22 protein-coding genes and 1 pseudogene are annotated in these 24,432 nt (G+C 69.5%); 11 read left to right on the forward strand and 12 right to left on the reverse strand.

Translation table 11 applies throughout. The annotated features are described in order from the left end of the window. The 6 genes and pseudogenes from AAHM41_RS18130 to gabD form a co-directional block, all read right to left on the reverse strand. Positions 1–744, reverse strand: a pseudogene (locus AAHM41_RS18130) (nicotinate phosphoribosyltransferase); the annotation flags it as partial. Positions 745–769: 25 nt separating this feature from the next. Next, a complete protein-coding gene (locus AAHM41_RS18135; RefSeq protein WP_342237968.1) occupies positions 770–2,158 on the reverse strand; it encodes a class II 3-deoxy-7-phosphoheptulonate synthase in 1,389 nt (462 codons plus the stop codon). Positions 2,159–2,304: 146 nt separating this feature from the next. Then, on the reverse strand, positions 2,305–3,054 hold the full coding sequence (locus tag AAHM41_RS18140; protein ID WP_342237969.1) for a class I SAM-dependent methyltransferase: 750 nt from the start codon (positions 3,052–3,054) through the stop codon (positions 2,305–2,307). After that, positions 3,051–4,433: a glutathione-disulfide reductase gene (gene gor / locus AAHM41_RS18145; RefSeq protein ID WP_342237970.1), complete on the reverse strand. Its 1,383-nt coding sequence runs from the start codon at positions 4,431–4,433 to the stop codon at positions 3,051–3,053. Before gor ends, AAHM41_RS18140 begins: the two co-directional genes overlap by 4 nt. A 142-nt stretch (positions 4,434–4,575) precedes the next feature. After that, the gene (gene rpiA / locus AAHM41_RS18150; RefSeq protein ID WP_342237971.1) at positions 4,576–5,286 is read right to left on the reverse strand and encodes a ribose-5-phosphate isomerase RpiA; all 711 of its coding nucleotides are present in this window, start codon (positions 5,284–5,286) and stop codon (positions 4,576–4,578) included. Beyond that, positions 5,283–6,740 (reverse strand): NADP-dependent succinate-semialdehyde dehydrogenase, encoded by a 1,458-nt coding sequence (gabD, locus tag AAHM41_RS18155; RefSeq protein WP_342237972.1) that lies wholly within the window; start codon positions 6,738–6,740, stop codon positions 5,283–5,285. Before gabD ends, rpiA begins: the two co-directional genes overlap by 4 nt. 717 nt (positions 6,741–7,457) lie before the next feature. Here gabD and AAHM41_RS18160 point away from each other — a divergent pair. The 6 genes from AAHM41_RS18160 (at position 7,458) to AAHM41_RS18185 (ending at position 13,360) form a co-directional block, all read left to right on the forward strand. Beyond that, positions 7,458–8,132 carry a CHAP domain-containing protein gene (locus tag AAHM41_RS18160; protein ID WP_342237973.1) on the forward strand — a complete coding sequence of 225 codons (675 nt, stop codon included), beginning with the start codon at positions 7,458–7,460 and terminating at the stop codon, positions 8,130–8,132. Positions 8,133–8,555: 423 nt separating this feature from the next. Continuing rightward, a complete protein-coding gene (locus tag AAHM41_RS18165; protein WP_342237974.1) occupies positions 8,556–10,085 on the forward strand; it encodes a glycosyltransferase family 39 protein in 1,530 nt (509 codons plus the stop codon). A gap of 8 nt (positions 10,086–10,093) precedes the next feature. Further along, positions 10,094–11,110 (forward strand): glycosyltransferase family 2 protein, encoded by a 1,017-nt coding sequence (locus AAHM41_RS18170; protein WP_342237975.1) that lies wholly within the window; start codon positions 10,094–10,096, stop codon positions 11,108–11,110. Beyond that, on the forward strand, positions 11,076–11,984 hold the full coding sequence (locus tag AAHM41_RS18175; protein WP_342237976.1) for a ChbG/HpnK family deacetylase: 909 nt from the start codon (positions 11,076–11,078) through the stop codon (positions 11,982–11,984). Before AAHM41_RS18170 ends, AAHM41_RS18175 begins: the two co-directional genes overlap by 35 nt. A gap of 36 nt (positions 11,985–12,020) precedes the next feature. Then, positions 12,021–12,506 (forward strand): YajQ family cyclic di-GMP-binding protein, encoded by a 486-nt coding sequence (locus tag AAHM41_RS18180; protein ID WP_342237977.1) that lies wholly within the window; start codon positions 12,021–12,023, stop codon positions 12,504–12,506. Positions 12,507–12,925: 419 nt separating this feature from the next. Further along, positions 12,926–13,360 (forward strand): YbaY family lipoprotein, encoded by a 435-nt coding sequence (locus tag AAHM41_RS18185; RefSeq protein WP_342237978.1) that lies wholly within the window; start codon positions 12,926–12,928, stop codon positions 13,358–13,360. Here the strand turns inward: AAHM41_RS18185 and AAHM41_RS18190 are convergent. Then, positions 13,335–13,817, reverse strand: coding sequence for a nucleoside deaminase (locus tag AAHM41_RS18190; protein WP_342237979.1), 483 nt, complete (start codon positions 13,815–13,817; stop codon positions 13,335–13,337). The genes AAHM41_RS18185 and AAHM41_RS18190 overlap by 26 nt on opposite strands. A gap of 78 nt (positions 13,818–13,895) precedes the next feature. Beyond that, positions 13,896–14,447 carry an AAA family ATPase gene (locus tag AAHM41_RS18195; protein WP_342237980.1) on the reverse strand — a complete coding sequence of 184 codons (552 nt, stop codon included), beginning with the start codon at positions 14,445–14,447 and terminating at the stop codon, positions 13,896–13,898. Between the two features lie 96 nt (positions 14,448–14,543). Between AAHM41_RS18195 and AAHM41_RS18200 the strand changes: the two genes are divergently transcribed. From AAHM41_RS18200 to AAHM41_RS18210, 3 genes are all read left to right on the forward strand, one after another. Then, positions 14,544–14,960 (forward strand): NUDIX hydrolase, encoded by a 417-nt coding sequence (locus tag AAHM41_RS18200; RefSeq protein WP_342237981.1) that lies wholly within the window; start codon positions 14,544–14,546, stop codon positions 14,958–14,960. 208 nt (positions 14,961–15,168) lie between these two features. Further along, positions 15,169–16,038 carry a hypothetical protein gene (locus AAHM41_RS18205; protein WP_342237982.1) on the forward strand — a complete coding sequence of 290 codons (870 nt, stop codon included), beginning with the start codon at positions 15,169–15,171 and terminating at the stop codon, positions 16,036–16,038. Positions 16,039–16,785: 747 nt separating this feature from the next. Continuing rightward, the gene (locus AAHM41_RS18210) at positions 16,786–19,224 is read left to right on the forward strand and encodes a S8 family serine peptidase (RefSeq protein WP_342237983.1); all 2,439 of its coding nucleotides are present in this window, start codon (positions 16,786–16,788) and stop codon (positions 19,222–19,224) included. A gap of 63 nt (positions 19,225–19,287) precedes the next feature. Here AAHM41_RS18210 and AAHM41_RS18215 read toward each other — a convergent pair whose 3' ends face one another. Continuing rightward, complete coding sequence (locus AAHM41_RS18215) at positions 19,288–19,668, reverse strand: winged helix-turn-helix transcriptional regulator (RefSeq protein WP_342237984.1); 381 nt, start codon at positions 19,666–19,668, stop codon at positions 19,288–19,290. 215 nt (positions 19,669–19,883) lie between these two features. On the opposite strand from AAHM41_RS18215, the gene AAHM41_RS18220 reads away from it, so the two are divergent. After that, positions 19,884–20,195 carry a general stress protein gene (locus AAHM41_RS18220; protein WP_342237985.1) on the forward strand — a complete coding sequence of 104 codons (312 nt, stop codon included), beginning with the start codon at positions 19,884–19,886 and terminating at the stop codon, positions 20,193–20,195. A gap of 110 nt (positions 20,196–20,305) precedes the next feature. Here the strand turns inward: AAHM41_RS18220 and AAHM41_RS18225 are convergent, their stop codons facing one another. The 3 genes from AAHM41_RS18225 to AAHM41_RS18235 form a co-directional block, all read right to left on the reverse strand. Continuing rightward, positions 20,306–20,818, reverse strand: a complete 513-nt coding sequence (locus tag AAHM41_RS18225; RefSeq protein WP_342237986.1) for a YciE/YciF ferroxidase family protein — start codon at positions 20,816–20,818, stop codon at positions 20,306–20,308. A gap of 98 nt (positions 20,819–20,916) precedes the next feature. After that, positions 20,917–21,618 (reverse strand): PhoH family protein, encoded by a 702-nt coding sequence (locus AAHM41_RS18230; protein WP_342237987.1) that lies wholly within the window; start codon positions 21,616–21,618, stop codon positions 20,917–20,919. Between the two features lie 395 nt (positions 21,619–22,013). Next, positions 22,014–22,934 carry a LysR family transcriptional regulator gene (locus AAHM41_RS18235; protein ID WP_342237988.1) on the reverse strand — a complete coding sequence of 307 codons (921 nt, stop codon included), beginning with the start codon at positions 22,932–22,934 and terminating at the stop codon, positions 22,014–22,016. 116 nt (positions 22,935–23,050) lie between these two features. Here AAHM41_RS18235 and AAHM41_RS18240 point away from each other — a divergent pair, with 116 nt between their 5' ends. Beyond that, positions 23,051–24,334 (forward strand): MFS transporter, encoded by a 1,284-nt coding sequence (locus AAHM41_RS18240; RefSeq protein ID WP_342237989.1) that lies wholly within the window; start codon positions 23,051–23,053, stop codon positions 24,332–24,334. The last annotated feature ends 98 nt before the right edge of the window (positions 24,335–24,432 follow it).

Raw genomic sequence — 24,432 nt, forward strand, 5'->3', positions numbered from 1 at the left:
CGGGGGGGGGGGCCCCCCCCCCCCCCCCCCCCCCCCCCCCCCCGCCATGTCCGGGAAGCGGCGGCAGACCTCGAGCGCGTCGGTGACCTCGCGGGCGAAGTAGTCGACCAGCACGGTCAGCGCCTCGTCCGGGTACACCTCGTGGAACATCTCCGCGGCACGGACGGTCGAGCCGGCATAGCCGATCAGGGCATGCGGCATGGTGCCGAGGCCGTCTGTCTGGCCGAAGAAATGCGCCGTGGCGTCGGTGGCGTTGCCGATGAAGCCCTTGGCGTCGTGCTTGCGCCGGGCCCGGGCCGAGCCGACGCTGGCGGCATAGGCCATCGACTCCGCCATCTCGGTGCCGGCGCAATGCCGCGCATCCATCGCCAGGAAGGCGGCGCGGGACAGCTCGGCGCACATGGTGTAGGCGTTGTAGGCGGCGACGCAGGCGGGACCCAGCTTCTGCAGCAGCACCGTCTCGCAATCGACCAGGTGGCGCAGCGGGCCGGTGATGTAGAGCAGCGGCTCGCCCGACCCGACCCATTTGCCCTCGGCGTAGCGCAGCTCGATCTCGACCGTGAAGCCGCGCTCCTTCGCCACTTGCTGCAGCCATTCGATCGCCAGCCGCGGCGCCGCCACCACCGGCCGGCGCATGAACACGGCGTAGGTGACGCGGGTGTCGCCGAAGCGCTCCACGATCCCCTTGGTCCGCAGGAAGTACTTGTCGGTCCAGCGCGACAGCTCGTCGACCGAAGGGGTCATGGACGCCGTTCCCTTGGAAGGGTTGCTATTCCGCAGCCGCGGCACGACGGGCAGCATCCTGGGCGCTGCGCTCCTGCTTCAGCTTCTCGGCGATCAGGAACGCCAGCTCCAGCGACTGGCTGGCGTTCAGCCGCGGGTCGACCGCGGTCTGGTAGCGCAGCGACAGCGCCTCGTCGGTGATGGCCTGGGCGCCGCCGGTGCATTCGGTGACGTCCTGGCCGGTCATCTCGAAATGCACGCCGCCGGGATGAGTGCCCTCGGCGCGGTGCACGTCGAAGAAGTCGCGAACCTCGGACAGGATCCGGTCGAACGGCCGGGTCTTGTAGCCGGAGGGCGAGGAGATGGTGTTGCCGTGCATCGGGTCGCAGCACCAGACCACGGTGCGGCCCTCGTCGCGCACCCGGCGCAGCAGCGGCGGCAGCTTGTCCACCACCTTGTCGGCGCCCATGCGCACGATCAGGGTCAGCCGGCCGGCCTCGTTCTCCGGGTTCAGCGCGTCGATCAGACGGATCAGGTCGTCGGGGTCCAGCGACGGGCCGCATTTCAGGCCCAGCGGGTTCTTCACCCCGCGCAGGAACTCGACATGCGCGCCGTCGGCCTGGCGGGTGCGGTCGCCGATCCACAGCAGATGGGCCGAGACGTCGTACCAATCGCCCGTGGTGCTGTCGATCCGGGTCAGCGCCTGCTCATAGGGCAGCAGCAGCGCCTCGTGGCTGGTGTAGAAGTCGGTCTCGCGGATCGCCGGCGTGGTCTCGGCGGTGACCCCACAGGCGGCCATGAACTCCAGCGCCTCGTCGATCCGGCTGGCGAAGGCCTCGTAGCGTTCGCCCTGCGGCGACCGGGTGACGAAGCCTAGGTTCCACTGATGCACCTTGTGCAGGTCGGCATAGCCGCCCTGGGCGAAGGCGCGCAGCAGGTTCAGCGTGGCGGCCGACTGGTTGAAGGCCTGCACCATGCGGGCCGGGTCGGGGATGCGCGAGGCCTCGTCGAACTCGACGCCGTTGACGATGTCGCCGCGATAGGACGGCAGCGAGACGCCGTCGATCGTCTCCATGTCGGCGGAGCGCGGCTTGGCGAACTGCCCGGCCATGCGGCCGACCTTCACCACCGGCAGGCCGCCGCCGAAGGTCAGGATCACCGCCATCTGCAGCAGCACGCGGAAGGTGTCGCGGATCTTGTCCGGATGGAACTCGGCGAAGCTCTCGGCGCAGTCGCCGCCCTGCAGCAGGAATGCCTTGCCCGAAGCGACGCGGCCGAGCGCCGCCTTCAGCGAGCGGGCCTCGCCGGCGAAGACCAGCGGCGGATATTTCGACAGGGTCTGCTCCGCCGCCGCCACCTTGGCCGCGTCGGGATATTGCGGCATCTGCCTCACCGGCAGCGCGCGCCAGGAGTCAGGGGTCCACCGTTCCGCCATCGCCGTATACTCCGCACCTTACGCCCCTGCCCGCACTCTCCCCATGGCGGCCAGGACCGGATGTGAGGCTATACGCCTGCGCCTCCGGCTTTGCCAGCGTCGCAGCGCAGCCCTCTCATGACAAGAACCGCGTGCGGCCTGGACTGCTATGCGGGCTTGTCCGCCGCGAGCAGCAGGAAGGGGGGCCGGCGCCGCTGCAGCGCGAGCTCCGGCCGGGCCTTCAGCGCCGCCGGATCGGCCTCGGGCTCCTCCAGTCGCGCCAGGGTCAGCCCGGCGTCGACCAGGCCGTTCACATAGCTGGCGACGGTGCGGTGGTGCTTGACCACCCCATCGACGAACCAGCGCGTGTCGCGCGCGCCCTCCTCGCCATAGCGGTCGACCGGCCAATGCAGTTCGGCGCCGGCGGCGTCGCGATGCCACTGCCCGCCGCCCAGCGCGGTGCACATCGGATGCTCGACCGAGAAGACGAAGCGGCCGCCCGGGGCCAGCGCCGCCGCGATCCGCCGAACCGCGCCCGCATAGTCGGCGACGTAGTGCAGGGCGAGCGACGAGACGGCGAGGTCGAACACCCCCTCTTCCACCGCCAGTGTCTCGATCGCCGCCTGCTCGTAGCGGATGGCCGGATCGTCCGTGCGCCGCCGGGCTTCCGCCAGCATCTTCTCCGACACATCGACTGCCAGAACCGAGGCGGCACCCTGCGCCCGAGCCTTACGGGCGAAATCGCCGAAGCCGCAGCCGAGATCGAGGATGCGCAGCCCGGCGAGCGAGGCCGGCAGCAGCCGCGCCAGCGCCGGCTGCTCCAGCACCGCGTTCAGCCCGCTCTCTGCTTCGCGCAGCGCGGCATAGCCGGCGAAGAAGGTCGGGTCGTCATAGATGTTCTGCGGTGCGTCGCTCATTGCGCCAGCCCCGGGCTGGCCGGTCGCTCGACCTTGCTGCGCATGGTCACGAACTCCTCCGCCGCAGTCGGGTGGATGCCGATGGTGGCGTCGAACTGCGCCTTGGTGGCGCCGCAGGTCAGGGCGATGCCCAGGCCCTGGACGATCTCCGGCGCGTCCGGCCCCACCATGTGGCAGCCCAGCACCCGGTCGGTCTCGGGATCGACCACCAGCTTCATCAGCGTCCGCTCCTCCCGCCCCGACAGGGTGTGGCGCATCGGGCGGAACACCGCGCGGTAGACATCGACCTCGCCATGGCGCTGCCGCGCCGCCGCCTCGGTCAGCCCGACCGTGCCGATCGGCGGGTTGGAGAACACCGCGGTCGGCACGTTCTCGTAGGACGGCACCCGCGGCTTGCCGCCGAACAGCGTGTCGGCCAAAGCGTGGCCCTCGGCGATCGCCACCGGCGTCAGGTTCAGCCGGTCGGTGACGTCGCCCAGCGCGTAGATGTTGGGCACGCTGGTCCGGTACTGCTCGTCGACCACGATGGCGCCGTCGGCATCGACCGCGACGCCGACCGTCTCCAGCCCCAGCCCGGCCGAGTTCGGCTTGCGGCCGGTGGCGTACATCACCCCGTCGGCGGCGATCACCTCGTCATTGCTCAGCGTCACCGCCAGGGCGTCGCCGACCTTGGCGATGCCTTCGACCCCGCAGCCGAGGCGGAGATTGACCCCGGCCTTGCCCAGCTCGGTGGCGAGGTGGACCCGCAGGTCGTCGTCGAAGCCGCGCAGCACCATGTCGCCGCGATGCACCAGCGTCACCTCGGCGCCCAGGCCGTGGAAGATGCCGGCGAACTCCACGGCGATGTAGCCGCCGCCGACGATCACCACGCGCCGCGGCATCCGTTCCAGATGGAACGCCTCGTTCGAGGTGAAGGCGTGCTCGCGCACCCCGGGCCGGTCCGGCAGCACCGGCCAGCCGCCGGTCGCGACCAGGATGCGGTCGGCGGTGACGCGCTTGCCGCCGACATCGATCGTGTGGGCGTCGACCAGCACCGCGCGGGCGTCGAACATGGTGGCGCCGGCATTGGTCAGCAGCTTGCGGTAGATGCCGTTCAACCGGCCGATCTCGGCGTCCTTGCGGGCGATCAGCGTCGCCCAGTCATGGGCCGCGCCCGGCACGGTCCAGCCGAAGCCGGCGGCGTCCTCGAAATCGGCGGAGAAATGCGCCGCCATGGCCAGCAGCTTCTTCGGCACGCAGCCGACATTGACGCAGGTGCCGCCCCAGTAGCGCTCCTCGGCGATGCCGACCCGGGCGCCGTGCTGCGCCGCGATCCGGGCCGAGCGCACGCCGCCCGAGCCACCGCCGATGACGAAATAGTCGAAATCGAATCCGCTCATGGCATGTCCGGACCGCCTGGCGCGGTCAAAGCGGCGCGACCGAGGACCGGCCGCGCGGGAAGGGGTTCACCCCGCATTTGGGCCGCGGAACCCCATCCAGGCAAGCCCGCTCGACCCGCAGGGCCGCTATGCCTGACCCGTCTCAGCGCGCGGGCCGCAGCGAGTTCGTGGTTCCGTCCGCCTGGCCGATGATCGCCTGCTCGGCGCCGCCGAGGAACAGACCGGTCTCGACCACGCCGGCGATCGACTTGATCGCCCGCTGCAGCCCGTCCGGGTCGCGGATCGGCGCGAAGCCGCCGCAATCCAGGACCAGGTTGCCGCCATCGGTGCGCACCGCCGCGCCGTCGCGTTGCCGCAGAACCGGGGCGCCGCCGAGGGCCGAGAGGCGCCGGGCCGTCGCTTCCCAGCCGAACGCGGTGACCTCGACCGGCAGCGGCGCCTTCTCGCCGAGCACCTCGACGATCTTCGAGGCGTCGACCACGGCGACGAAACGGGCCGAGGCCTCGGCCACGATCTTCTCGCGCAGCAGCGCCCCGCCCAGCCCCTTGATCAGGCGCAGCGTGCCGCGCTCGACCTCGTCCGCCCCGTCGACGCAGAGGTCGAGCGCCTCGGTCGCGGCGAAGTCGGTCAAAGGGATGCCGAGCGCGCGCGCCCGCTCGGCCGTCTGCTCCGAGGTCGGGATGCCGGTGATGCGCAGCCCCTCGTTCCGGATGCGGCGGCCCAGCGCCTCCAGCACCCAGCGCACGGTCGAGCCGGTGCCGAGGCCGAGCCGCATGCCGTCCTCGACCAGCGCCGCCGCGGCCTCGCCCGCGGCGCGCTTGCCCTGCTCCTGCGGCGACAGCGTCTCGGTCATCGGTTCAGCCCGCCCATGCACAGGTATTTGACCTCGAGATAGTCCTCGATGCCGTAATGCGAGCCTTCGCGGCCGAGGCCGCTCTCCTTCACCCCGCCGAAGGGCGCGACGGCGGTCGAGATCAGCCCCTCATTGATGCCGACGATGCCGTATTCCAGCGCCTCGCCGACCCGCCAGATCCGGCCGATGTCGCGGCTGTAGAAATAGGAGGCGAGGCCGAACTCGGTGTCGTTGGCCATCCGGATCGCCTCCTCCTCGGTCTTGAATCGGAACAGCGGCGCCAGCGGGCCGAAGGTCTCCTCCTTCGCCACCTTCATCTCCGGCGTGACGTCGGTCAGGATCGTCGGCTGGAAGAAGGTGCCGCCCAGGGCGTGGCGCTTGCCGCCGAGCGCAACGTGCGCGCCCTTCTCCAGGGCATCGGCGATGTGCTCCTCGACCTTCTCGACCGCCTTCATGTTGATCAACGGCCCCTGCTGCGCGCCGTCGGTCATGCCGTCGGCCACCTTCAGCTTGCCGACCGCCTCGGCCAGCTTGGCGGCGAAGGCGTCGTAGACCCCGTCCTGCACCAAGAGGCGGTTGGCGCAGACGCAGGTCTGGCCGGTGTTGCGGTATTTCGAGGCGATCGCCCCCTGCACCGCGGCGTCGAGATCGGCGTCGTCGAAGACGATGAAGGGCGCGTTGCCGCCCAGCTCCATCGACACCTTCTTCACGGTGGAAGCGGATTGCTGGATCAGCAGCTTGCCGATCTCGGTCGAGCCGGTGAAGGTGACCTTGCGCACGATCGGGCTCGACGTCATCTCGCCGCCGATCTCGCTGGCGCTGCCGGTGATGACCGAGAACACGCCGGCCGGAATGCCGGCGCGCTCCGCCAGCTCGGCCAGCGCCAGAGCCGAATAGGGCGTCTCGCTGGCCGGCTTGACCACCATGGTGCAGCCGGCGGCCAGCGCCGCGCCGGCCTTGCGGGTGATCATCGCCGCCGGGAAGTTCCAGGGCGTGATCGCGGCGCAGACGCCGATCGGCTGCTTGATCACGACGATGCGGCGGTCGCCGGCCGGCGCCGGAATGGTGTCGCCGTAGATTCGCTTGCCCTCCTCGGCGAACCATTCGACGAAGCTGGCGGCATAGGCGATCTCACCGCGGCTCTCGGCCAGCGGCTTGCCCTGCTCCGCCGTCATCAGCTTCGCCAGGTCCTCCTGATTCGCCAGCATCAGCTCGAACCAGCGGCGCAGAATCGCGAACCGCTCCTGCGCCGTCTTGGCGCGCCAGGCGGGCCAGGCCTTGTCGGCGGCGGCGATGGCGCGGCGGGTCTCGGCGGCGCCGGCACGCGGCACGCTGCCCAGCCTGGCGCCGTCGGCCGGGTTGGTGACCTCGATCACCCGCCCGTCATCGGCGTCCGCCCAGCGCCCGTCGAGATAGCATTGTTGGCGGAAAAGCTTCGAGTCGGTGAGCTGCATCGGTTCGGTCTCCCTCTTCTCGGCGCATCCGGCCGCCTGAATCTCGGAAGGAGTTGTAGCGCGGCCGGCGGAAGACGGCCAAGGCGTCCAATATTTTGCTATGCGCCGGACGCGGGGCTCGCCGCCTCGCCGCAAGGTCCGAAACCGGAACATTGGTTGATTTTGTCGGACAAAGAATGCATTAGCAGCCGCTTCGCTTTGGAGCTATCAAGTAGCCATCCCAGTCAATTGAACCCGTCAACTTTCCAACATCGTGTCGATGGCCGGACGATTAGGCACACGAAACGACCTATGCACTCGGCAAAAGACGAATATTTTTTTTACGCTCGCCTGCAATACATGAACCCCCATCGCTTCTGTACTGGCGTTCCAAAGTGGGCGGGAATCGGGCGAAAGCGTGTCATTTTTGCTTGGCGGGAATATTTCAGAATGTTACTAGACATCCTTGCCGGTGAGGGGGCGGTGACTGGGGTCACCGGACGAGCCGGACGGAAAGGCGCTGCATCCGTTTGGAGCGCCAAGGGAGCGAGTGCAGTCCGATTGAAACAGCGCAGGGGGGACGGGCCAGTGATGACCCGCGACACTGACTATGACTTCAGAATCCGCCATCGGGCCAAGCGCCCACTCAGTACCCTCACTGCAAGTCTGCTGACGCTCGTTTGTAGCGTCGCCCTTCTCAGCGAAACCGCACACGCTGCCTCGCGCACCACGCGCGAGTTGAATGCGGCGGCTGCCGCAGCCGCCGGGCAGCCCAGCGATCAGGTCGAAGGCGCCGTCCGCGATGCCGCGGCCACCCGCCAGGCCGCGACGGACCAGCCCGCCAGTCCGGCACCGGGCACCCAGCGGAAGACGGCCACTGCCCCGGCGCCCCGGGCTCGCCCTCAAGCTCCCGTTGCGGTCGATGCGTCGATCCCGCGCACCCAGCTGACGGCCCGCAATGTCACCGAGCAGCGGCAGATCCAGCGCGTCTCGACGCTGAAGGCCCAACACCGCCGCTGGTCCTGCGTCCCCTTCGCCCGCGAGCTGACCGGCTTCCAGATCTCCGGCGACGCCTGGCGCTGGTGGGACGCTGCCTCTGGCCGCTACAACCGTGGCCGCATGCCGGTCGCCGGCTCGGTGATCGTGCTGAAGCGCACCGGTTCGATGCGGCGCGGCCATGTCGCGGTGGTGCGCCGGGTGGTCAGCTCCCGCGAGATCATCGTCGACCAGGCCAATTGGGCGCCGCGCGGTCGGGTGAACGAGCCGTCCCGGGTGATCGACGTCTCGGCGAAGAACGACTGGAGCCAGACCCGCTTCTGGCATCAGCCGACCGGCCAGATGGGAACCTCGGTCTATCCGACCTACGGCTTCATCTACGCCCCGAACACCCAGGTCGCCGAACGCGCCGACTGACGGACCGCTTCCCGCTCCCGGTTCCAGCAAGGCCCGCCGCGATTGCCGGCGGGCCTTCGTCTTTTGTGGGCTTGCAAGCGGAAGCGCCTTCCTTCCGCAAAGAAGATCGCGGCTTTTCATCGGATCATTCCAACAACCCGAATTATTAATTCTTCTCCATAACACTTGAACTTTGGCCTGGGCTCTCTTCGACAAGCAAACAATGCATCGAAGATATATACGAAACTGTAAATACCGAAACCTCGGAAGAGCGATTATTTCTAATGGTGCCGCGTCCCGGCCGCCAATCGGCCGAGCCACGGCCGAGCGTTCCCAGTGAGCAGCGACGACATCGTGAGCACCGAGGCGGCCCGATCCGCATCCGTTATCGAGTCCCCGGCCGCACCGGGGACGCACCGTCCCGGCCCGGCGCCGGCCGGAGCGGTGCTCCCGGCCGCCCGCGATATCCATCCCCTCTGGGTCCCTGCCTTCCTCGGTGCCGGGTTCCTGGCCTGGACCCTGCTGCCGGCCTGGCTGGCCGGCAACCTGCATCCGGACACGCTCGAAGGACTCTACTGGGGGCAGCACTGGCTCTGGGGCTACCACAAGCACCCGCCGCTGGCGGCCTGGTCCGCCGAGCTCGTCCACGCCGTGTTCGGCAGCGCCAACTGGGCCTATTACGCGCTGAGCCAGGCCTTCATCGCCGCCGCCTTCGCCGCCGTCTGGCTGCTGACGCGCGACATCGCCGGGCGCCGCGCCGCGCTGGTCGCGGTGGTGCTGCTGGCCCTGACGCATTACACCACCTATGCCGCGCCACGCTTCAACCCGAACACCGTGCAGTTCGCCTTCTGGGCCTGGACCATGGCGCTGTTCTGGCACGCCGTCAGCCGCGACCGCGCGGTCTGGTGGGTCCTGACCGGGCTCTCCGCCGGGCTGGGCCTGCTGGCGAAGTACTCGATCGGCGTGCTGCTGGCCACGCTGGTGGCCTATCTGCTGCTGTCGCCCGTCGGCCGGCGGCACTTCGCCCGGCCCGGTCTCTATCTCGGGCTGGCGGCCTGCCTGCTGGTGATCGCGCCGCATCTGCTGTGGCTGGCGCAGAACGACTTCACCACGCTGAGCTATCTGGCCGAGCGCAGCGACGACACCCTGGCCGGCCCGGCGGGCCATCTGATCGGCCCCCTCACCTTCCTCGGCGACCAGGCCTTCGCCATCGCGCCGATGCTGCTGGCCGCGGCGATCGGGCTCAGCCCCCTGGGGCGGCAGCGGATCGCCGCCCTCCTCCACCTTGCCCGCCGGCGGCTCCGCTCCCCGGCCGGGCTCTACCTCGCTGTCGTCTACCTGGTCCCGATCGCGGCTCTGACCCTCGCCTCCGCCGCCACCGGCATCCGCATCCGGACGATGTGGGGCATGAGCTTCGTGCTGGCGGCGCCGCCGCTCCTCGCCCTGCTCCTGCCGGCCCTCGCCGCCCCGGGCCTGTCGGCATCGCGCTTCCGCACCGCCGCCCTCGCCCTGGCGCCGGCCTTCATGATCGGCTTCGCCGTGCAGATGCTGGTCAAGCCCGGCCTTTCCGGCGCCCCGAACATCATGAATCTCGACGGCCCGGCCCTGTCCGCGGCGGCCGAGGCGCTGTGGCGGAAGAGCCAGGCCGGCACGCCGGAGACGGTGATCGGCACCATCCCCGAGGCCGGGACCATCTCCCTTTACGGCGCCGCCCGGCCGCAGGTGTTCGAGGATGCGGACCCGACGCTGTCGCCCTGGATCGACCAGGACGACGTCGTGCGCAGCGGTGCCGTCTACGCCTCCCGGCGTGTCCCCGTGCCGGGTCACCCGATCGCCGGCCTCTGCCCCCAGGACATCACCGCCTATGCCTGGCCGGCGCGGACGGCGCTCGGGACGCCACTCGAAAGCCGCACCGTCTGGCTCGCCGTGCTTCCCGGCCGGACCACCCCGGCCGTCACCTGCCCCGGCTCATGAGGGCCATGATGAACCACACCCTCCGGACCACCCCGCGCCGCCTGTCGATCGTGGTGCCACTGTACAACGAGGCGGATTCGGTCCCGGCGCTGCACCGGCAGCTCGAGGCCCTGGCCGCCCGGCTCGACGAGGCCCACGGCCTCGCGGTCGAGGCAATCTATGTCGACGACGGCAGCCGCGACGGCAGCGCCGGCATCGTCGCCGCCCTGCCGGAGGGCCGGGTGCGGGTCGAGCTGATCCGCCTCAGCCGCAACTTCGGCAAGGAGGCGGCGCTGACCGCCGGCCTCGACGCCGCGATGGGCGACGCGGTGGTGTTCATGGATTCGGACGGCCAGCACCCGCCGGAGCTGATCGACAGCTTCGTCCACCACTGGCTGGTCGACGGCGACGACATCGTCTATGCCGTGCGCCGCCGCCGGCAGGCGGGACCGGTCTACCGCCTGCTGGTCAAGTCCTTCTACGGGCTGATGAATTCCGGCAACACCTTCCGCATCACGCCGGACGCGGCCGATTTCCGCCTCCTGTCGGCGCGGGCGGCCGAGGCGCTGCGCGGCCTGCGCGAGCGCGGGCGGTTCTTCAAAGGCCTCTCGGTCTGGGTCGGCTTCCAGCAGCGCCGGATCGACTACCAGCCGGCGGAGCGGATCGGCGGCACCACGAAATGGTCGTTCTGGAAGCTGCTGCTGCTGTCGCTCAACGGCGTCACCTCGTTCAGCCGCATGCCGCTCAGGATCTCGACGCTGCTCGGCTTCGCCATGGCCTTGACGGCCTTCGCCTACGGGCTGTGGATCACGATCGTCTGCCTGGCCGAAGGCGTGGCCCTGCCCGGCGTGCCCGGCGTGATCGCCATCCTGGTGCTGATCGGCGGCGTGCTGCTGATCAATCTAGGCATCCTCGGCGAGTATCTCGGCCAGATCCTGGACGAGGTGAAGGACCGCCCCCTCTATGTCGTCGCCGAACATAGGCGGCGGGACCCTGTGGAAGAGATGAGCCATGTCCTCGAGGCGTATCACGCTGGTCGCCGATGATTACGGCCTCGCCCCCGGCGTGTCGCTGGCGATCCGCCAGCTGCTCGCCGAGGGCCGTCTGTCCGGCACCAGCTGCCTGACCGTCGGATCGTTCTGGCCCGAGGCGGCCGGCCTGCTGCGCGGCCTGCCCGCCGCCGCCGGGTCGGTCGAGATCGGCCTGCATCTCTGCCTGACCGGCCCCTTCGCCCCGCTGTCGCCGCAGCTGCGTGTCGATGCCGGCTGGCGCCGGTTCCCGAGCCTTGCCGCCCTGGTCCGGCTGAGCCTGGCGCGGCGGCTGCCGCCGGGCGCGCTGTCGGCCGAGATCGAGGCGCAGCACGCCGCCTTCGTCGATGCCTTCGGGCGGGCGCCGGACTTCATCGACGGGCATCAGCATGTCCATCTGCTGCCCGGCATCGCCGAGACCCTGGCCCTGACCCTGCGCTCCGCCGGGCTGCGCCCGCGCTGGATCCGGCGCTGCGGCGACCGGCCGCGGCGGATCCTGCGTCGTCCCTTCGCCCTGAAATCCCTGGCCCTGCAGGCCCTCAGCCTGCGGTCCGACGCCGTGCTCGACCGGGCGACCGAGCGGCGGAACGACAGCTTCTGCGGGATCTATGATTTCATCGACCGCGGCTACGGCGTGCTGTTCGAGCGCTGGCTCGAGACCGCACCCGACCGGGCGGTGATCATGTGCCATCCCGGCCTGGTCGATGCCCGGCTCGCCGCGCTCGACCCGGTCACCACCGTGCGCGCGGTGGAATACCGCTATTTCGCAGGGCCGGATTTCCCGGCCGCGCTGCGGCGCTACGGGGCGACGCTGGCGCCCTTCGGCGCGCCGGCGGCGGCCAATCGTCCCGTCCCGGCCGTGGAGGCTCCCATTCGCCGCGGAATCGGCTAGACTCCCAGGTCCCGTTCCGGAGATCCGCGGACCGCCATGCCCTCCTTCGACATCGTCTCCAAGACCGATCTCACCGAAGTCGACAACGCCGTCGCCGGCGTCACCCGCGAGGTGGCGCAGCGCTTCGACTTCAAAGGGTCGAAATGCACGATCGAGCGCAGCGACGCCACGCTGACGATCATGGCCGACGACGACCTGAAGCTGAAGCAGATGCACGAGCTGCTGCGCGGCTATTTCGCCCGGCGCAAGCTCGATGCCGGCGCGCTCGACTTCAAGACGGTGGAGAAGGCCTCGGGCAACATGGTGCGCCAGGAGGTGGTGGTGAAGCAGGGCATCGACCGCGACCTGGCCAGGACCATCATCAAGGCGATCAAGGACGGCAAGCAGAAGGTCCAGGCCGCGATCCAGGGCGACGAGCTGCGCGTCACCGGCAAGAAGATCGACGACCTGCAGGCCACCATCGCCCTGGTCCGCGGCCTGAAGATCGAGCAGCCGCTGCAGTATCTGAACTTCCGCGACTGACCCGGGGCCTGGGCGTCGGGCGTCAATCCCCGCGGGGACCGGCGCCCGCCCGGTCACAGCACGAAATCGGCCGCGGTGAGGGTGAGAGTCCCCTGCACCAGGATGGCGAAGTCGGCGACCATGTCGCCATTCGCGTCGCCTTGGCCCCCCGCCGAGCCCGCCATTCAGCACATCGGTCCCGCCGGCTCCGGTCAGCAATCGAGGCCATGTCAAATCTCCTCCCTAGGTCAATTGTCTCAGTATGGGACATTTTACATACCCCCAATGCGCGGATCGAGACAATGCGGGAAAAACTATCCGTAATTATAATAAGTGCTTATTGAAATTTTATGATCGCGTCGCTATTCAATGGAGCGCAACGGATCGGGCCATCGAACGTTGTCGTGATGCAGAGCAGCACCCGGTTTGAGAGATCGCCGATGAACCACCTGTTCCTTCCAGCAACCGCCCTGATGGCCGCCCTCCTTCTCGTCGCCTGCGGCAAGACCGAAGAGACCGCCACGCCGACGCCCGCACCCGTCGCCAGCGCCGCCGTCACCGGCACCGCGACCTATCGGGAGCGCATCGCCCTGCCGGCGGATGCGGAGCTGATCGTACAGCTGCTCGACGTCTTGCTGGCCGACGCGCCGTCGACGGTGGTCGCCGAGCAGCGCATCGCCCCGGTGCGCGTGCCGGCCGCCTTCACCCTGTCCTACGACCCGGCGCAGATCGACCAGCGCCACAGCTACGCCGTCTCGGCCCGGGTCGAGCGCGGCGGCAAGCAGCTGTTCGTCACCGACACCCGCCACCCCGTGCTGACCCAGGGCGGCGGCAGCACGGTCGACATCGTCATGACCCGGGTCCGGTCGCCCTGAGCCGGTCGCGCCACAGCGCGTAGAGGTCGATCCCATCCAGCCGCACCGGCAGGTGCCGGATGGTCATCGCCTGGTCGGCCGGCGGCCGGGCCAGCTCGGCATAGACCGCGGCGGTCGACAGGCCATAGGGCGCGCCATCCTCGTTGGAATGGGCGTAGTACACCGCGGCGACGCCGGTCATGGTCATCGCCGCGAGGCACATCGGGCAAGGATGGCCGCTGGCATAGACAATGCAGCCGTCGAGCCGCAGCGCACCGAGCGCATGGCTCGCCGCCCGGATCGCCTGCAGCTCGGCATGCGCCGTCGGGTCGCCGGTGGCGCCCATCTGGTTGACGCCGGTGGCGATCACCGCGCCGTCGCGCACCAGCACCGCGCCGAAGGGCCGGCCGCCCTCCTCCTCGACATTGCGGCGGGCCAACTCGATCGCCTGGGCGAGGAAGCGTTCATGCGTGGTCATCTGATCCTCCACCAAGGAGCTTCGATTCGAAGCCGTCCAGCAGCACCCGCGCCGCCGCCGCCAACCGCTCCGCGTCGGTCACGACAGCCCCTTCCGGGTCTCGGCGATCCGCGCCAGGATCGCGTCGACGGTCTCGACGACCGTCAGCCCCGAGCTGTCGAGCCACAGCCCGAGCCGCGGCGTGTCGGCGCGCAGGCCATGGTCCAGATCGGCGGGCGTCCAGGCGCCGTATCCGGTCTTGCTTCGCCCCGCCTCGCGCGCGGCCACGGCCGCGGGCGACGGGCACAGCACGACGATGCCGAAGGACCGGCGGTGCAGCAGCTCGGCGGCCCGCGCCAGGGTTGGCCCGAGAATCACGTCCTGCCAGATCACGGTGAAGCCGGACTCGGCATAGCGCCCGGCCAACGTCGCCGCCAGCTCGTGGCGGAGGTCGAGCTGGCGCATCGCCTCGGCCGGCAGATCAGGCGTCACCTCGACCCGGCCGGAGACGATCATGCGCCGGAACAGGTCGCCGCGCAGATGCACCGCCCGCGGCAGCCGTTCCGCCAGCGCCTGGGCCACGGTCGACTTGCCCGCCGCCATGATGCCGGTGACGACGAGGATGTCGGGCAGCTCGGTTTCGGTCGGCATGGTCAATCTCTTCGGTTCTCGTCCATGATTGCCGTCCCATGGCGCGACGGCACCGATCCGATGTCAACCCAACCGACCATGATCAAGGTAGGCTCGATGAAGCAGATCGCCTGCGCCATCCTGCTGCGCGACGGATGCATCCTGCTGGGCCGCCGCACGCCGCAGCGCCGCTTCTATCCGGATTGCTGGGACGTACTGGGCGGCCATCTCGAGGCCGGGGAGACGCCGGAGCAGGCGCTGGTCCGCGAGGTGCAGGAGGAGGCCGGGGTCACGCCCCTGCGCCACCGCCTGGTCGCGAGGCTGCCGGACCCCGATCCCGCGCGCAACGGCGAAGCCCGGTACCATGTCTTCGTCGTCACCGGCTGGACGGGAGGCGAGCCGCGGATGGTGGGCGACGAGCACAGCGAGATCCGGTGGGTCCCGATCGACGAGGCCGTCCGGCTGCCCGACCTTGCGATCGATGCGTATCGCGACATCTTCCGGTCGCTGACCCACTCGCGCGCGATCGGCTGACGCCTCGCCAAAGAACCGTCATGGCGAGCCCTGCAGGAGCGTGGCCCTCCAGCGGCTCCGCCCCCTGAAATTGCGATGATCCATTCAGCCAGGTGCGATTCTGCTGGCTTAAGTGTTCCTATTTTGTTCTAATGCAGGAATGGTCGATGCCGCCACAGCCAGGACTCCCTCCGCCGCTTCGCCGTCCACGGACGAGCGGGAGGCCGAGGTGCTGTCCGGGCTGACCAAGCTCGCTTTGGAGATGGCCCGGACCTTTCAGGCTCGAGGGCTCGCCGCCCTCGCCGCCGGCGATCTCGACCGCGCCGGCAAGGCCGAGACCCGCTTCAGCACCCTCTTCCTCGCCATCCGCCGTGCCGTCGCGCTCAAGCTCCGCCGGCAGCGGGAGCAGGCCGCCGCGTCGCAGGCCGCGGACGAGGCTCCGATGCTGTCCGAGCTGATGGAGCTCGCGGAGGAACTGGCCCGCGGCTTTCACGCCCAGGCCCTCGCCGCCCTCGCGGCCGACGATCTCGACCGCGCCGGGGAGGCAGAGACCCGCTTCAGCAGCCTGTTCCTCGGCATCCGCCGTGCGATCGCACTGAAGATCAGGCTGCGGCAGCAGCGGGAGCAGGCGCAGCGCGAGGCCGAGTTCCGGCGGAAGACCCGGCAGGACGAAAAGGACGGCCGGCGCCAGGCCGTCTCCCAGGGCGTCGCCGCTGCCATCGCCGCGGTTCCCGACCCCGAGGCCCGGGAGCAACTGACCACCGATCTCCGGGAAAAGCTGACCGAGGACGAGCGCATCGACGTCGACCTCGCCGACACCGCCTTGCCGATCGAGGCCCTGATCGCCAGCCTGTGCCGGGCCCTCGGCCTGCCGCCCGGCGGCCCCGCCGCCGCGGCGAAGTCCGGGGCCGATGTTCCAGGCGCCGGGCCGAGGAGCCAGGCCTCCGGCCCGGCCTCGGTTCAGCCCGCTCTCAAGCGCGGCCGCTGCATTCACGCAGCAGCAGGGTGGCGAACCAATCGTCCTTCAGAAGAAAGTTCAGGTTCTTGGCGATGGCGTCGTCCACCGCGCGGTCCACCGACTGGCCGCGGGCCACGGTGAAGGTGGTGCCGAAGGCCTGGTCGAATTCGACATTGCCGCCGACCGCCAGCACGTAGTGGATGTCGACGCCGTAGTGCTCCTCCGCCCCTGCCCGGTCGACCTTGAAGTCGCGGACCGTGGCGTCGAGGACGCAGCGCGACGAGTTCAGCCCGGCGCCGGCGCGGCGCAACTCGGCCTTCAGCGCGTTGGTGACGTAGCCCGGCACGTCGCGCACGCTGCCCTGCGGCGCCACGCCGCTGCGCGGCCGGTAGTCCATCGGATTGACCGCGACCGCCCCGGTCAGATGCGCGGTGGTCCGCGGCTGATAGCCGGTGCGCGGCCCCGGCCCCGGTGGCTGGGCGGCGCAGGCGGCGACGAGAAGGGCGAGGACGAGCGGCAGGCGGCGCAGCATGGGGGCTCCCGAGATGTCCGGTGGGGTCCGAAACGCCCCGCCCCGACATAGCCTCGCCGCCGCCGCCGGGTCAATCCGATGCGCCGGCGCTCGCCGCGGCACATGAGGTGCTCCAGCGCCGCGATCCGCAATGATTCTCCCACCGGAATCCACCAATATCAGGATAAATTCAATATTTATTAATTTCCAGAAGCCCCACTGAAAAGGAAAATTTTGAAAACCAATCGATGAAAACTCCAGGCAAACGAAGGATTCAAAATATCCAATTGCCCTTCCCTTGACCATGCGGGCTGAATTCGGGCGATGCGCCGTTCCGGAGAGAAAGAGCGCAGTCCAACAATTACGGGGGCAAACGCATGTCAGACACGATCCAAGGAGCTGTCCTGTCCGCCGGGGATGATCCGCTGCTCGACCTGCAGTGGCACCTGAAGGGGCCGGAGGCGAACGGCGCCAATGTGGAAGCGGTGTGGGCGGACTACACCGGCAAGGGCATCAAGATCGCCATCCATGACGACGGCATCCAGCTCGACCATCCCGACCTGGCGCCCAACATCGACCGATCGCTCTCGATCTACGCCGTGACCGGCGAGGAGGCGCCGAACTACGTGCCGTCCTCAGTCGACAATCACGGCACCGGCGTCGCCGGCGTTGCGGCGGCCGCCGGCAACAACGGGCTCGGCGGCCGCGGCGCCGCCTATGAGGCGACGATCGTCGCCATCCACGATCCCACGATCGCCGGTGTCCCGACCCTGGCCGCGATCGTCAACGCCCGCAATCATGCCGCCGAGCATGCCGACATCATCAACGGCAGCTGGGGCTATGCCGACGATCTCGACAACGGCGTGCTGCGGGACAATTTCGACGATCCCTACTTTACACCGGCCCGGGACGCGACGATCAACGCGGCCGAGAACGGCCGCGGCGGGCTCGGCACCATCATCGTCCAGGCCGCCGGCAACGGCCGCGAGGACGACGACAACACCAACTATCATTCCTTCGACAACAACCGCTACACGATCTCGGTCGCCGCGGTCGCGGATGACGGCAAGACCTCCTGGTACAGCAATCCGGGCGCCACGATCCTGGTCGCCGCGCCGAGCAGCGGCCTGACCGGCACGAATGAGCGCATCGTCACCACCGACCGCACCGGCGACGACGGCTACGGCGCGGGCGACTACCAGGGCGTCAACGACGTGCGCGGTTTCGGCGGCACCTCCTCGGCGGCGCCGCTGGTGTCGGGGATCGTGGCGCTGATCCTTGAGGCCAATGGCAGCCTGGGCTGGCGCGATGTGCAGGAGATCCTGGCGATCTCGGCCCGGCAGTCGGATCCGGACGAGGCGATCCAGACCAACGGCGCCGGCACCTGGAACGGTGGCGGCTACACCGTCAGCCACGATTACGGCTTCGGCACGGTCGACGCGCTGGCTGCGGTCCGGCTGGCCGAGACGTGGGGAGCCGCCCGCACCAGCGCCAACGAGGTGAAGGTCGAGAAGACCGTCACCCTGGGCGCGGCCGGCGCCATCGCCGACGACCCCGCGGCGCCGCTAGTCTCCACCGCCGTGATCAGCCAGGGCATCGACATCGACCGCGTCGAGGTCACGGTCAAGCTGACCCATGCGGAGATGGGCGACCTGAAGATCGAGCTGGTCTCGCCGGACGGCACCTCGAGCCTGCTGCTGGACACGCCGACCACGGCTGCCGATTTCATCACCGATCTCACCTTCACCTTCGGCAGCACGCTGCTGCGCGGCGAGAGCGGCCAGGGTACCTGGACGCTGCGGGTCACCGACACGGACGGCAACGACAAGACCGGCCTGCTCGACTCCTGGACGCTCAAGCTCTATGGCGACGCGCAGTCGGCCGACGACACCTACTACTACACCAACGACTTCGCCCTTCTGACCGACGCGTCGCGCCTGACGCTGTCGGACACGGATGGCGGCAGCGACGCGATCAACGCGGCCGCCCTGTCGTCCGCGAGCGAGATCGATCTCGGGATCGGCCGGGCCAGCCTTGCCGGCAAGGCGGTGACGTTCTCCGCGGGGTCGATCGAGCACGCCTTCGGCGGCGACCTGGCCGACCGGCTAATCGGCAGCGCCGCAGCGAACCAGCTGCATGGCGGGCGCGGCGGCGACGCGCTGATCGGCCGGGGCGGCGACGACGCCCTCTATGGCGACAACGGCAACGACTCGCTCCGCGGCGGCGCCGACGCCGACATCCTGCATGGCGGCGCCGGGATCGACCTGACGAGCTATCTCGACAGTGCGGCGGGCGTCGCCATCAACCTGGCCGACGGCACCGCTCTGGGCGGCGACGCGCAGGGCGACCTGCTGGTCAGCATCGAGAACCTCAGCGGCAGCGACGGCAATGACAGCCTCGCAGGCAGTGCCGGGACCAACACCCTGTTCGGCCGCGACGGCAACGACGTGCTCAACGGCGGTGGCGGCAAGGATCATCTGCAAGGCAATGCCGGCGCCGACCGCTTCGTGTTCTCGTCGGTGCAGGACAGCGGCATCGGCGCGAATGCCGACCGGATCGGGGACTTCAACCATGGTCAGGCCGATCGGATCGACCTGAGGCTGATCGACGCCGACACCGCCGTCGGCGGCGACCAGGCCTTCGCCTTCATCGGCACCGGCCTGTACACGCAAACGGCGGGAGAGCTGCGCTTCGCCGTCAATGCCGGCGGCAACGCGGTCACCCTCGCCGGCGACATCGATGGCGACGGGGTGTCGAACTTCCAGATCGTGCTCGGCGGCGTCGCGGCTCTGGTCGCTGCCGACATCCTGCTCTGACTCTGTCGTTCAGAGATCAAGGCAAGGCTCGAGGGCCGCTCTTCGGAGCGGCCCATTTTTTCGTCAGGCGGCCTCCGCGGCCGGCGGCACATACGCCATCCGCGCGGCGCGCACCTTGTCGTGATGCTGGTCGGCCCAGCGCACCAGCGCGTCGAGCGGCTCCATCAGCGACCGGCCCAGCGGCGTCAGCGCGTAGTCGACGCGTGGCGGGATGGTCGGATGCACCGTGCGCGATACCAACCCGTCCTGCTCCAGCCGACGCAGTGTCTGCGCCAGCATGCGCTGGGAGATGTCGCCGATCTCGCGCTTGACCACGGTGAAGCGCTTCACCCCCGGCGCCAGAGTCTGCAGCACCAGCAGGCTCCAGCGATCGCCGATCCGGTCCAGCACGTCCCGGATCGGACAAGGGTGGAACGCCCCGTCCACCATCTGCCGCGCCACCATCACCGCTCCTCCATCCGCCGCGACCAAGCGGCCGGTATACTATCGGAACTGAAATCCTGAGCGGAACCGCCTCGTTGCCGCAGGCGCACAATCGCGCCGGAAGCCCGCAAGCGAAGCCTGACGAACCGGCTGAAAGTTAAGGATTTTTCATTGGGAACCTCGCCTCGCCGCGGCCTATTCCCATGACGTGAGCCCACAGCAAGGGAGCTTGGACCATGGCGAGCAGCCAGACTCCGCACCGGGGCGGCGCCGGGAACTTCGCCTACAACCGGGAGCGTGCGGCGGAAGCCGGCCGAAAGGGCGGCCAGATGAGCAGCGGCAACTTCGCCCATGACCCCGCCCGCGCGTCGGAGGCCGGCCGCAAGGGCGGCCAGCACAGCGGCGGCAACTTCAAGAACGATCCGGCCCGGGCGGCGGCGGCAGGCCGCAAGGGTGGGCAGGAAAGTGGCGGCAACTTCGCCAATGACCGCGAGCGCGCGGCGGAAGCCGGGCGGAAGGGCGGTCTCTCCGGCCACGGGCCGCATTGACGCCACCTCGCTGACGTTGCGTCATCAGGGCAGGCCGGGCCTGCCCCTTTTTTTGTCCTGAACACCCGGCCGGCCGCCCCTGCAGACGACCGGCCGGACGTCATGCCTCATCAGGCCGCCCGCGGGTGGGCGTGCCGGGCCGCCGTGGTGTTGACCGTGGTCTTGGCCAGCTTGGTCAGCGTCTCGTCAGTCGCCTTCTCCTCCGCCAGCGTCTCCAGCAGCAGGGTCAGCGCCTCGTCGTGCTTCATCGCCTTGGCCCAGGTGCAGATCGTGCCGTAAGTGGCGATCTCGTAGTGCTCGACCTTCTGCGCCGCCGCGATCAGCGCGGCGTCGAGCGCATCCGGCTCGAGCCCGAGCTCGGTCAGCTCCTGCGCCTCGGCCAGCAGCCCCTCCATCGCCTCGCAGGTCTGGCCGCGCGACGACGCGTCGAGGCTTTCGAACACGCCGTCCAGGCGTTCGACGTGGCCCTTCGTCTCCTTGAGATGCCGCTCGAAGCCCTGCTTCAGCTCCGGATTGGTGGCGGCGTGCGCCATCTTCGGCAGAGCCCGAGTCAGTTGCATTTCGGCGTTGTAGATGTCCTTGAGTTCGTTCAGGAACAGATCGTGCAGCGTCTTCGTCGCCATGGCCGGCCTCGCTGTGTCCGGTGAGGAGGGCCGCCGACGGTGCGACAGCCCTCACTCCAGCAATGGCAGCGGCCGGCCCGCGGTTCCGCGGCGACGGATCAGGCCAGGAGCGGCATCATCGCCGCCACCAGCGGATGGCGCACGATGTCCGCGGTGGTCAGCCGGACGACGGCGACGCCGTCCAGCGGCTCCAGCCGCCGCGCCGCCTCCTCCAGCCCGGACAGGCCGGGCAGAAGGTCGGTCTGGTCGGGGTCGCCGGTGATCACCATGGTCGAGTGCCAGCCGAGGCGGGTCAGCAGCATCTTCAGCTGCTGGAAGGTCATGTTCTGTGCCTCGTCGACGATGACGAAGCTGCGCGAGATGGTGCGGCCGCGCATATAGGCCAAGGGCGCGATCTCGACGATCCCCTCCTTCGTCATCTGGCGCACCTGCTTGGCGCCGAGACGATCGGACAGCGCGTCGTAGATCGGGCGCATCCAGGGATCCATCTTCTCATTGATGTCGCCGGGCAGGTAGCCGAGGCTCTCGCCCGCCTCCACCACCGGCCGGGTGATGACGATGCGGCTGACCCGCTCGGCGGTCAGCGCCTCGACCGCCTTGGACACGGCGAGGTAGGTCTTGCCCGTGCCGGCAGGGCCGAGGGCCAGGGTCATGGCATGGCCGTCGATCGCCTTCATCAGAACTTCCTGATTGGCGGTCCGCGGCTTGACCGTCTTCAGGTAGCTCTGCTCCCGGAAATCATCGTCATAGCCCTCGTTGATCGGGACGATACGGGCGGTGGAAGCGCTGCGCTTGGCCATGGAACGTCGTCCTTTGCTCTCGCTTGCATCCTCGAACAGGGGATCCCAGTTGCGGCCCCCTTCACCGGGAGATCTCATTCGCCGGAACCCTCCATCGGGTCGGGTGGAACAGGACAGGTGGCGGATCGGAACGGGCGGCCGGAAACAACAAACGCCCCTGCGAGGGGGCGTTCGAACGAGTGTCGATGCTGATGCTGCCCCTGGTCGGAGCCGGGAAGCGGATGGTGATGCCAGGCTGCTGCCCGTCGCATGTCGCCTTTCCGATCACTGACGACGGAAATCACGTCGCCAGGGAGAAGCGTCGCACCAACCTTCGTGCTGCACCAGCGAAAAGAATGTGCGACACGGAAAATTCATACCAGTTGTGCCAAACGCCGGCCGGCCCGCGGCTAGATCTAGCGGCTGCCACCAGACAACGCGTCCGGCCGGGTCGCCATGTCGATGAAAGCGCGTGCCGCCGGCGAGGTCTCGTCCCGGCGCCAGGTCAGCCACATGGTGGTGACGGCGCCCGGGTCGGACAGCCGGCGGAACACCACGCCCTCGACCTGGATCCGCTGCAGCGAGGCCGGCAGCAGCGACACGCCCAGCCCGGCCGCGACCAGCCCGACGATGGTCGAGACCTCGCGCGCCTCCTGCCCCAGCCGCGGGCTGAATCCGGCATCGCGGCACAGGCCGATCATCTGGTCGTACAGGCTGGTGCCGGCGTCGCGCGGATAGCAGACGAAGGATTCGTCGGCCAGCTCGGCCAGGGCCAGCGGCGCGGGGGCGCCCGCCGCCAGCGGATGGTCGGTGCGCAGCGCCGCCACCAGCGGGTCGCGGAACAGCTCGCGCACCTCGATCCCGTCCGGCACCGGCGGGAAGGTCGGGTTGCGCAGGAAGCCGATCTGCAGCCGCCGTTCGGCCAGCGCCTCGATCTGCTGCCGGGTCGGCATCTCCTGCAGTTCCAGATGCACGTCCGGATGGCTGCGGCGGAAGGCGAAGATGGTCTGCGGGATCAGCGTGGTGAAGGGGGCGGAGGCGGTGAAGGCGATGCGGATCTCGCCGATCTCGCCGCGCTGTGCCCGGCGCGCCACCTCCGCCGCCCGGTCGGCCGCGGCCAGCACCGTCCGCGCCTGCTCCAGGAACAGCCGGCCGACCTCGGTCAGCGCCACCCGCCGGTTGCTGCGCTCGAACAGCCGGGCGCCGAGCTCCTCCTCCAGCGCCTGGATCTGCTGGCTCAGCGGCGGCTGGGAGATGCCGAGCCGCGCCGCCGCCCGGCCGAAATGCAGCTCCTCGGCCAGGGCCACGACGTAGCGCAGATGCCTCAGTTCCATCATTCGCCAAAGCTATCAAACATGCCGCCAAACATATTGGACACTATCAATCGGGACGGCCATGTTTTCCATGAGGGCCGGGCGCCCTTCCCTTCCGCAGGCCCGGCCGGAGAGATCCCGTGACCGCATCGGTCCAATCGCTGCCGCGTTCTTCCGCGCCCCCGTCGATCGCCGACACCATGCCGGCCGGGACGGTCGCGGCCGAGGACGTCGTCGCCTTCATCGAGCACGGCACCGCCGCCTTCCACCGCACCAACCTGGCGCTGTTCGCCGCCGGCTTCGCCACCTTCGCCCTGCTCTACTGCGTGCAGCCGCTGATGCCGGTCTTCGCGGAGACCTACGGAATCGGCGCGGCGGAGAGCAGCCTGTCGCTGTCGCTGACCACGGGCACGCTGGCCTTCGCCATGCTGGTGGCCAGCGCCCTGTCCGAGGCCTGGGGCCGCAAGCCGGTGATGCTGGCGTCGCTGTTCGCCTCGGCGGTGCTGACCGTGCTGGCGGCTTTCATGCCGTCCTGGCACGGGCTGCTGGTCCTGCGGGCGCTGATGGGGCTGACGCTCAGCGGCTTGCCGGCCGTCGCCATGGCTTATGTCAGCGAGGAGATGCATCCGCGCTCGGTCGGCCTGGCGATGGGGCTGTTCATCGGCGGCAGCGCGCTCGGCGGGCTCGGCGGCCGCCTGATCGCCGGCATACTGACCGACCTCGCCTCCTGGCGCTTCGGCCTCGGCTTCGTCGGCCTCTCCGGCCTGGTCTGCGCCATGCTGTTCTGGCGCAGCCTGCCGCCTTCGGCGCATTTCACGCCCCGGCCGCTGCGGCCGCGGCTGCTGCTGGCCGCCTTCGCCGACCATCTGCGCGACCCCGGGCTGCGCTGGCTGTTCCTGGAAGGCTTCCTGCTGATGGGCGCCTTCGTCACGCTCTATAACTACACCGGGTTCCGCCTTCTGGCGCCGCCCTACGGGCTCAGCCAGACCGCCGTGGCCGCGATCTTCGTGGTCTATCTGATCGGCATCGGCGCCTCGATCTGGGTCGGCCACCTCGCCGGGGTGCTCGGCCGCCGCCGCGTGTTCTGGGCGCCGATCGTGCTGATGCTGGCCGGCACCGCCCTGACCCGCAGCGATGATCTGTGGGCGATCGCCGTCGGCGTTGCGGTGCTGACCTTCGGCTTCTTCGGCGCCCATTCGGTGGCCAGCAGCTGGGTCGGCCGCCGGGCGCCGCACGCCCGCGCCCAGGCCTCCTCGCTCTATCTCTTTTTCTACTATTTGGGATCGAGCGTCGCCGGCTCCCTCGGCGGCGTGGCCTGGGCCGATTGGGGCTGGCCCGGCGTCGCCCTGATGATCGGCGCCCTGGCCCTGGCGGCGCTGCTGATCGCCCTGCGCCTGGTCGTCCTGCCGCCGCGTCAGGCCTGATGCGCCTGCCGGCGGGGATGCATGGCTTCGTGGTCGAGTCTATCCTGCCCCGCATCGGAATCGTCTCCCAGGCGGCGGACATCCTGCTCAGCCGGCCC

This window comes from Inquilinus sp. OTU3971, from assembly GCF_038440215.1.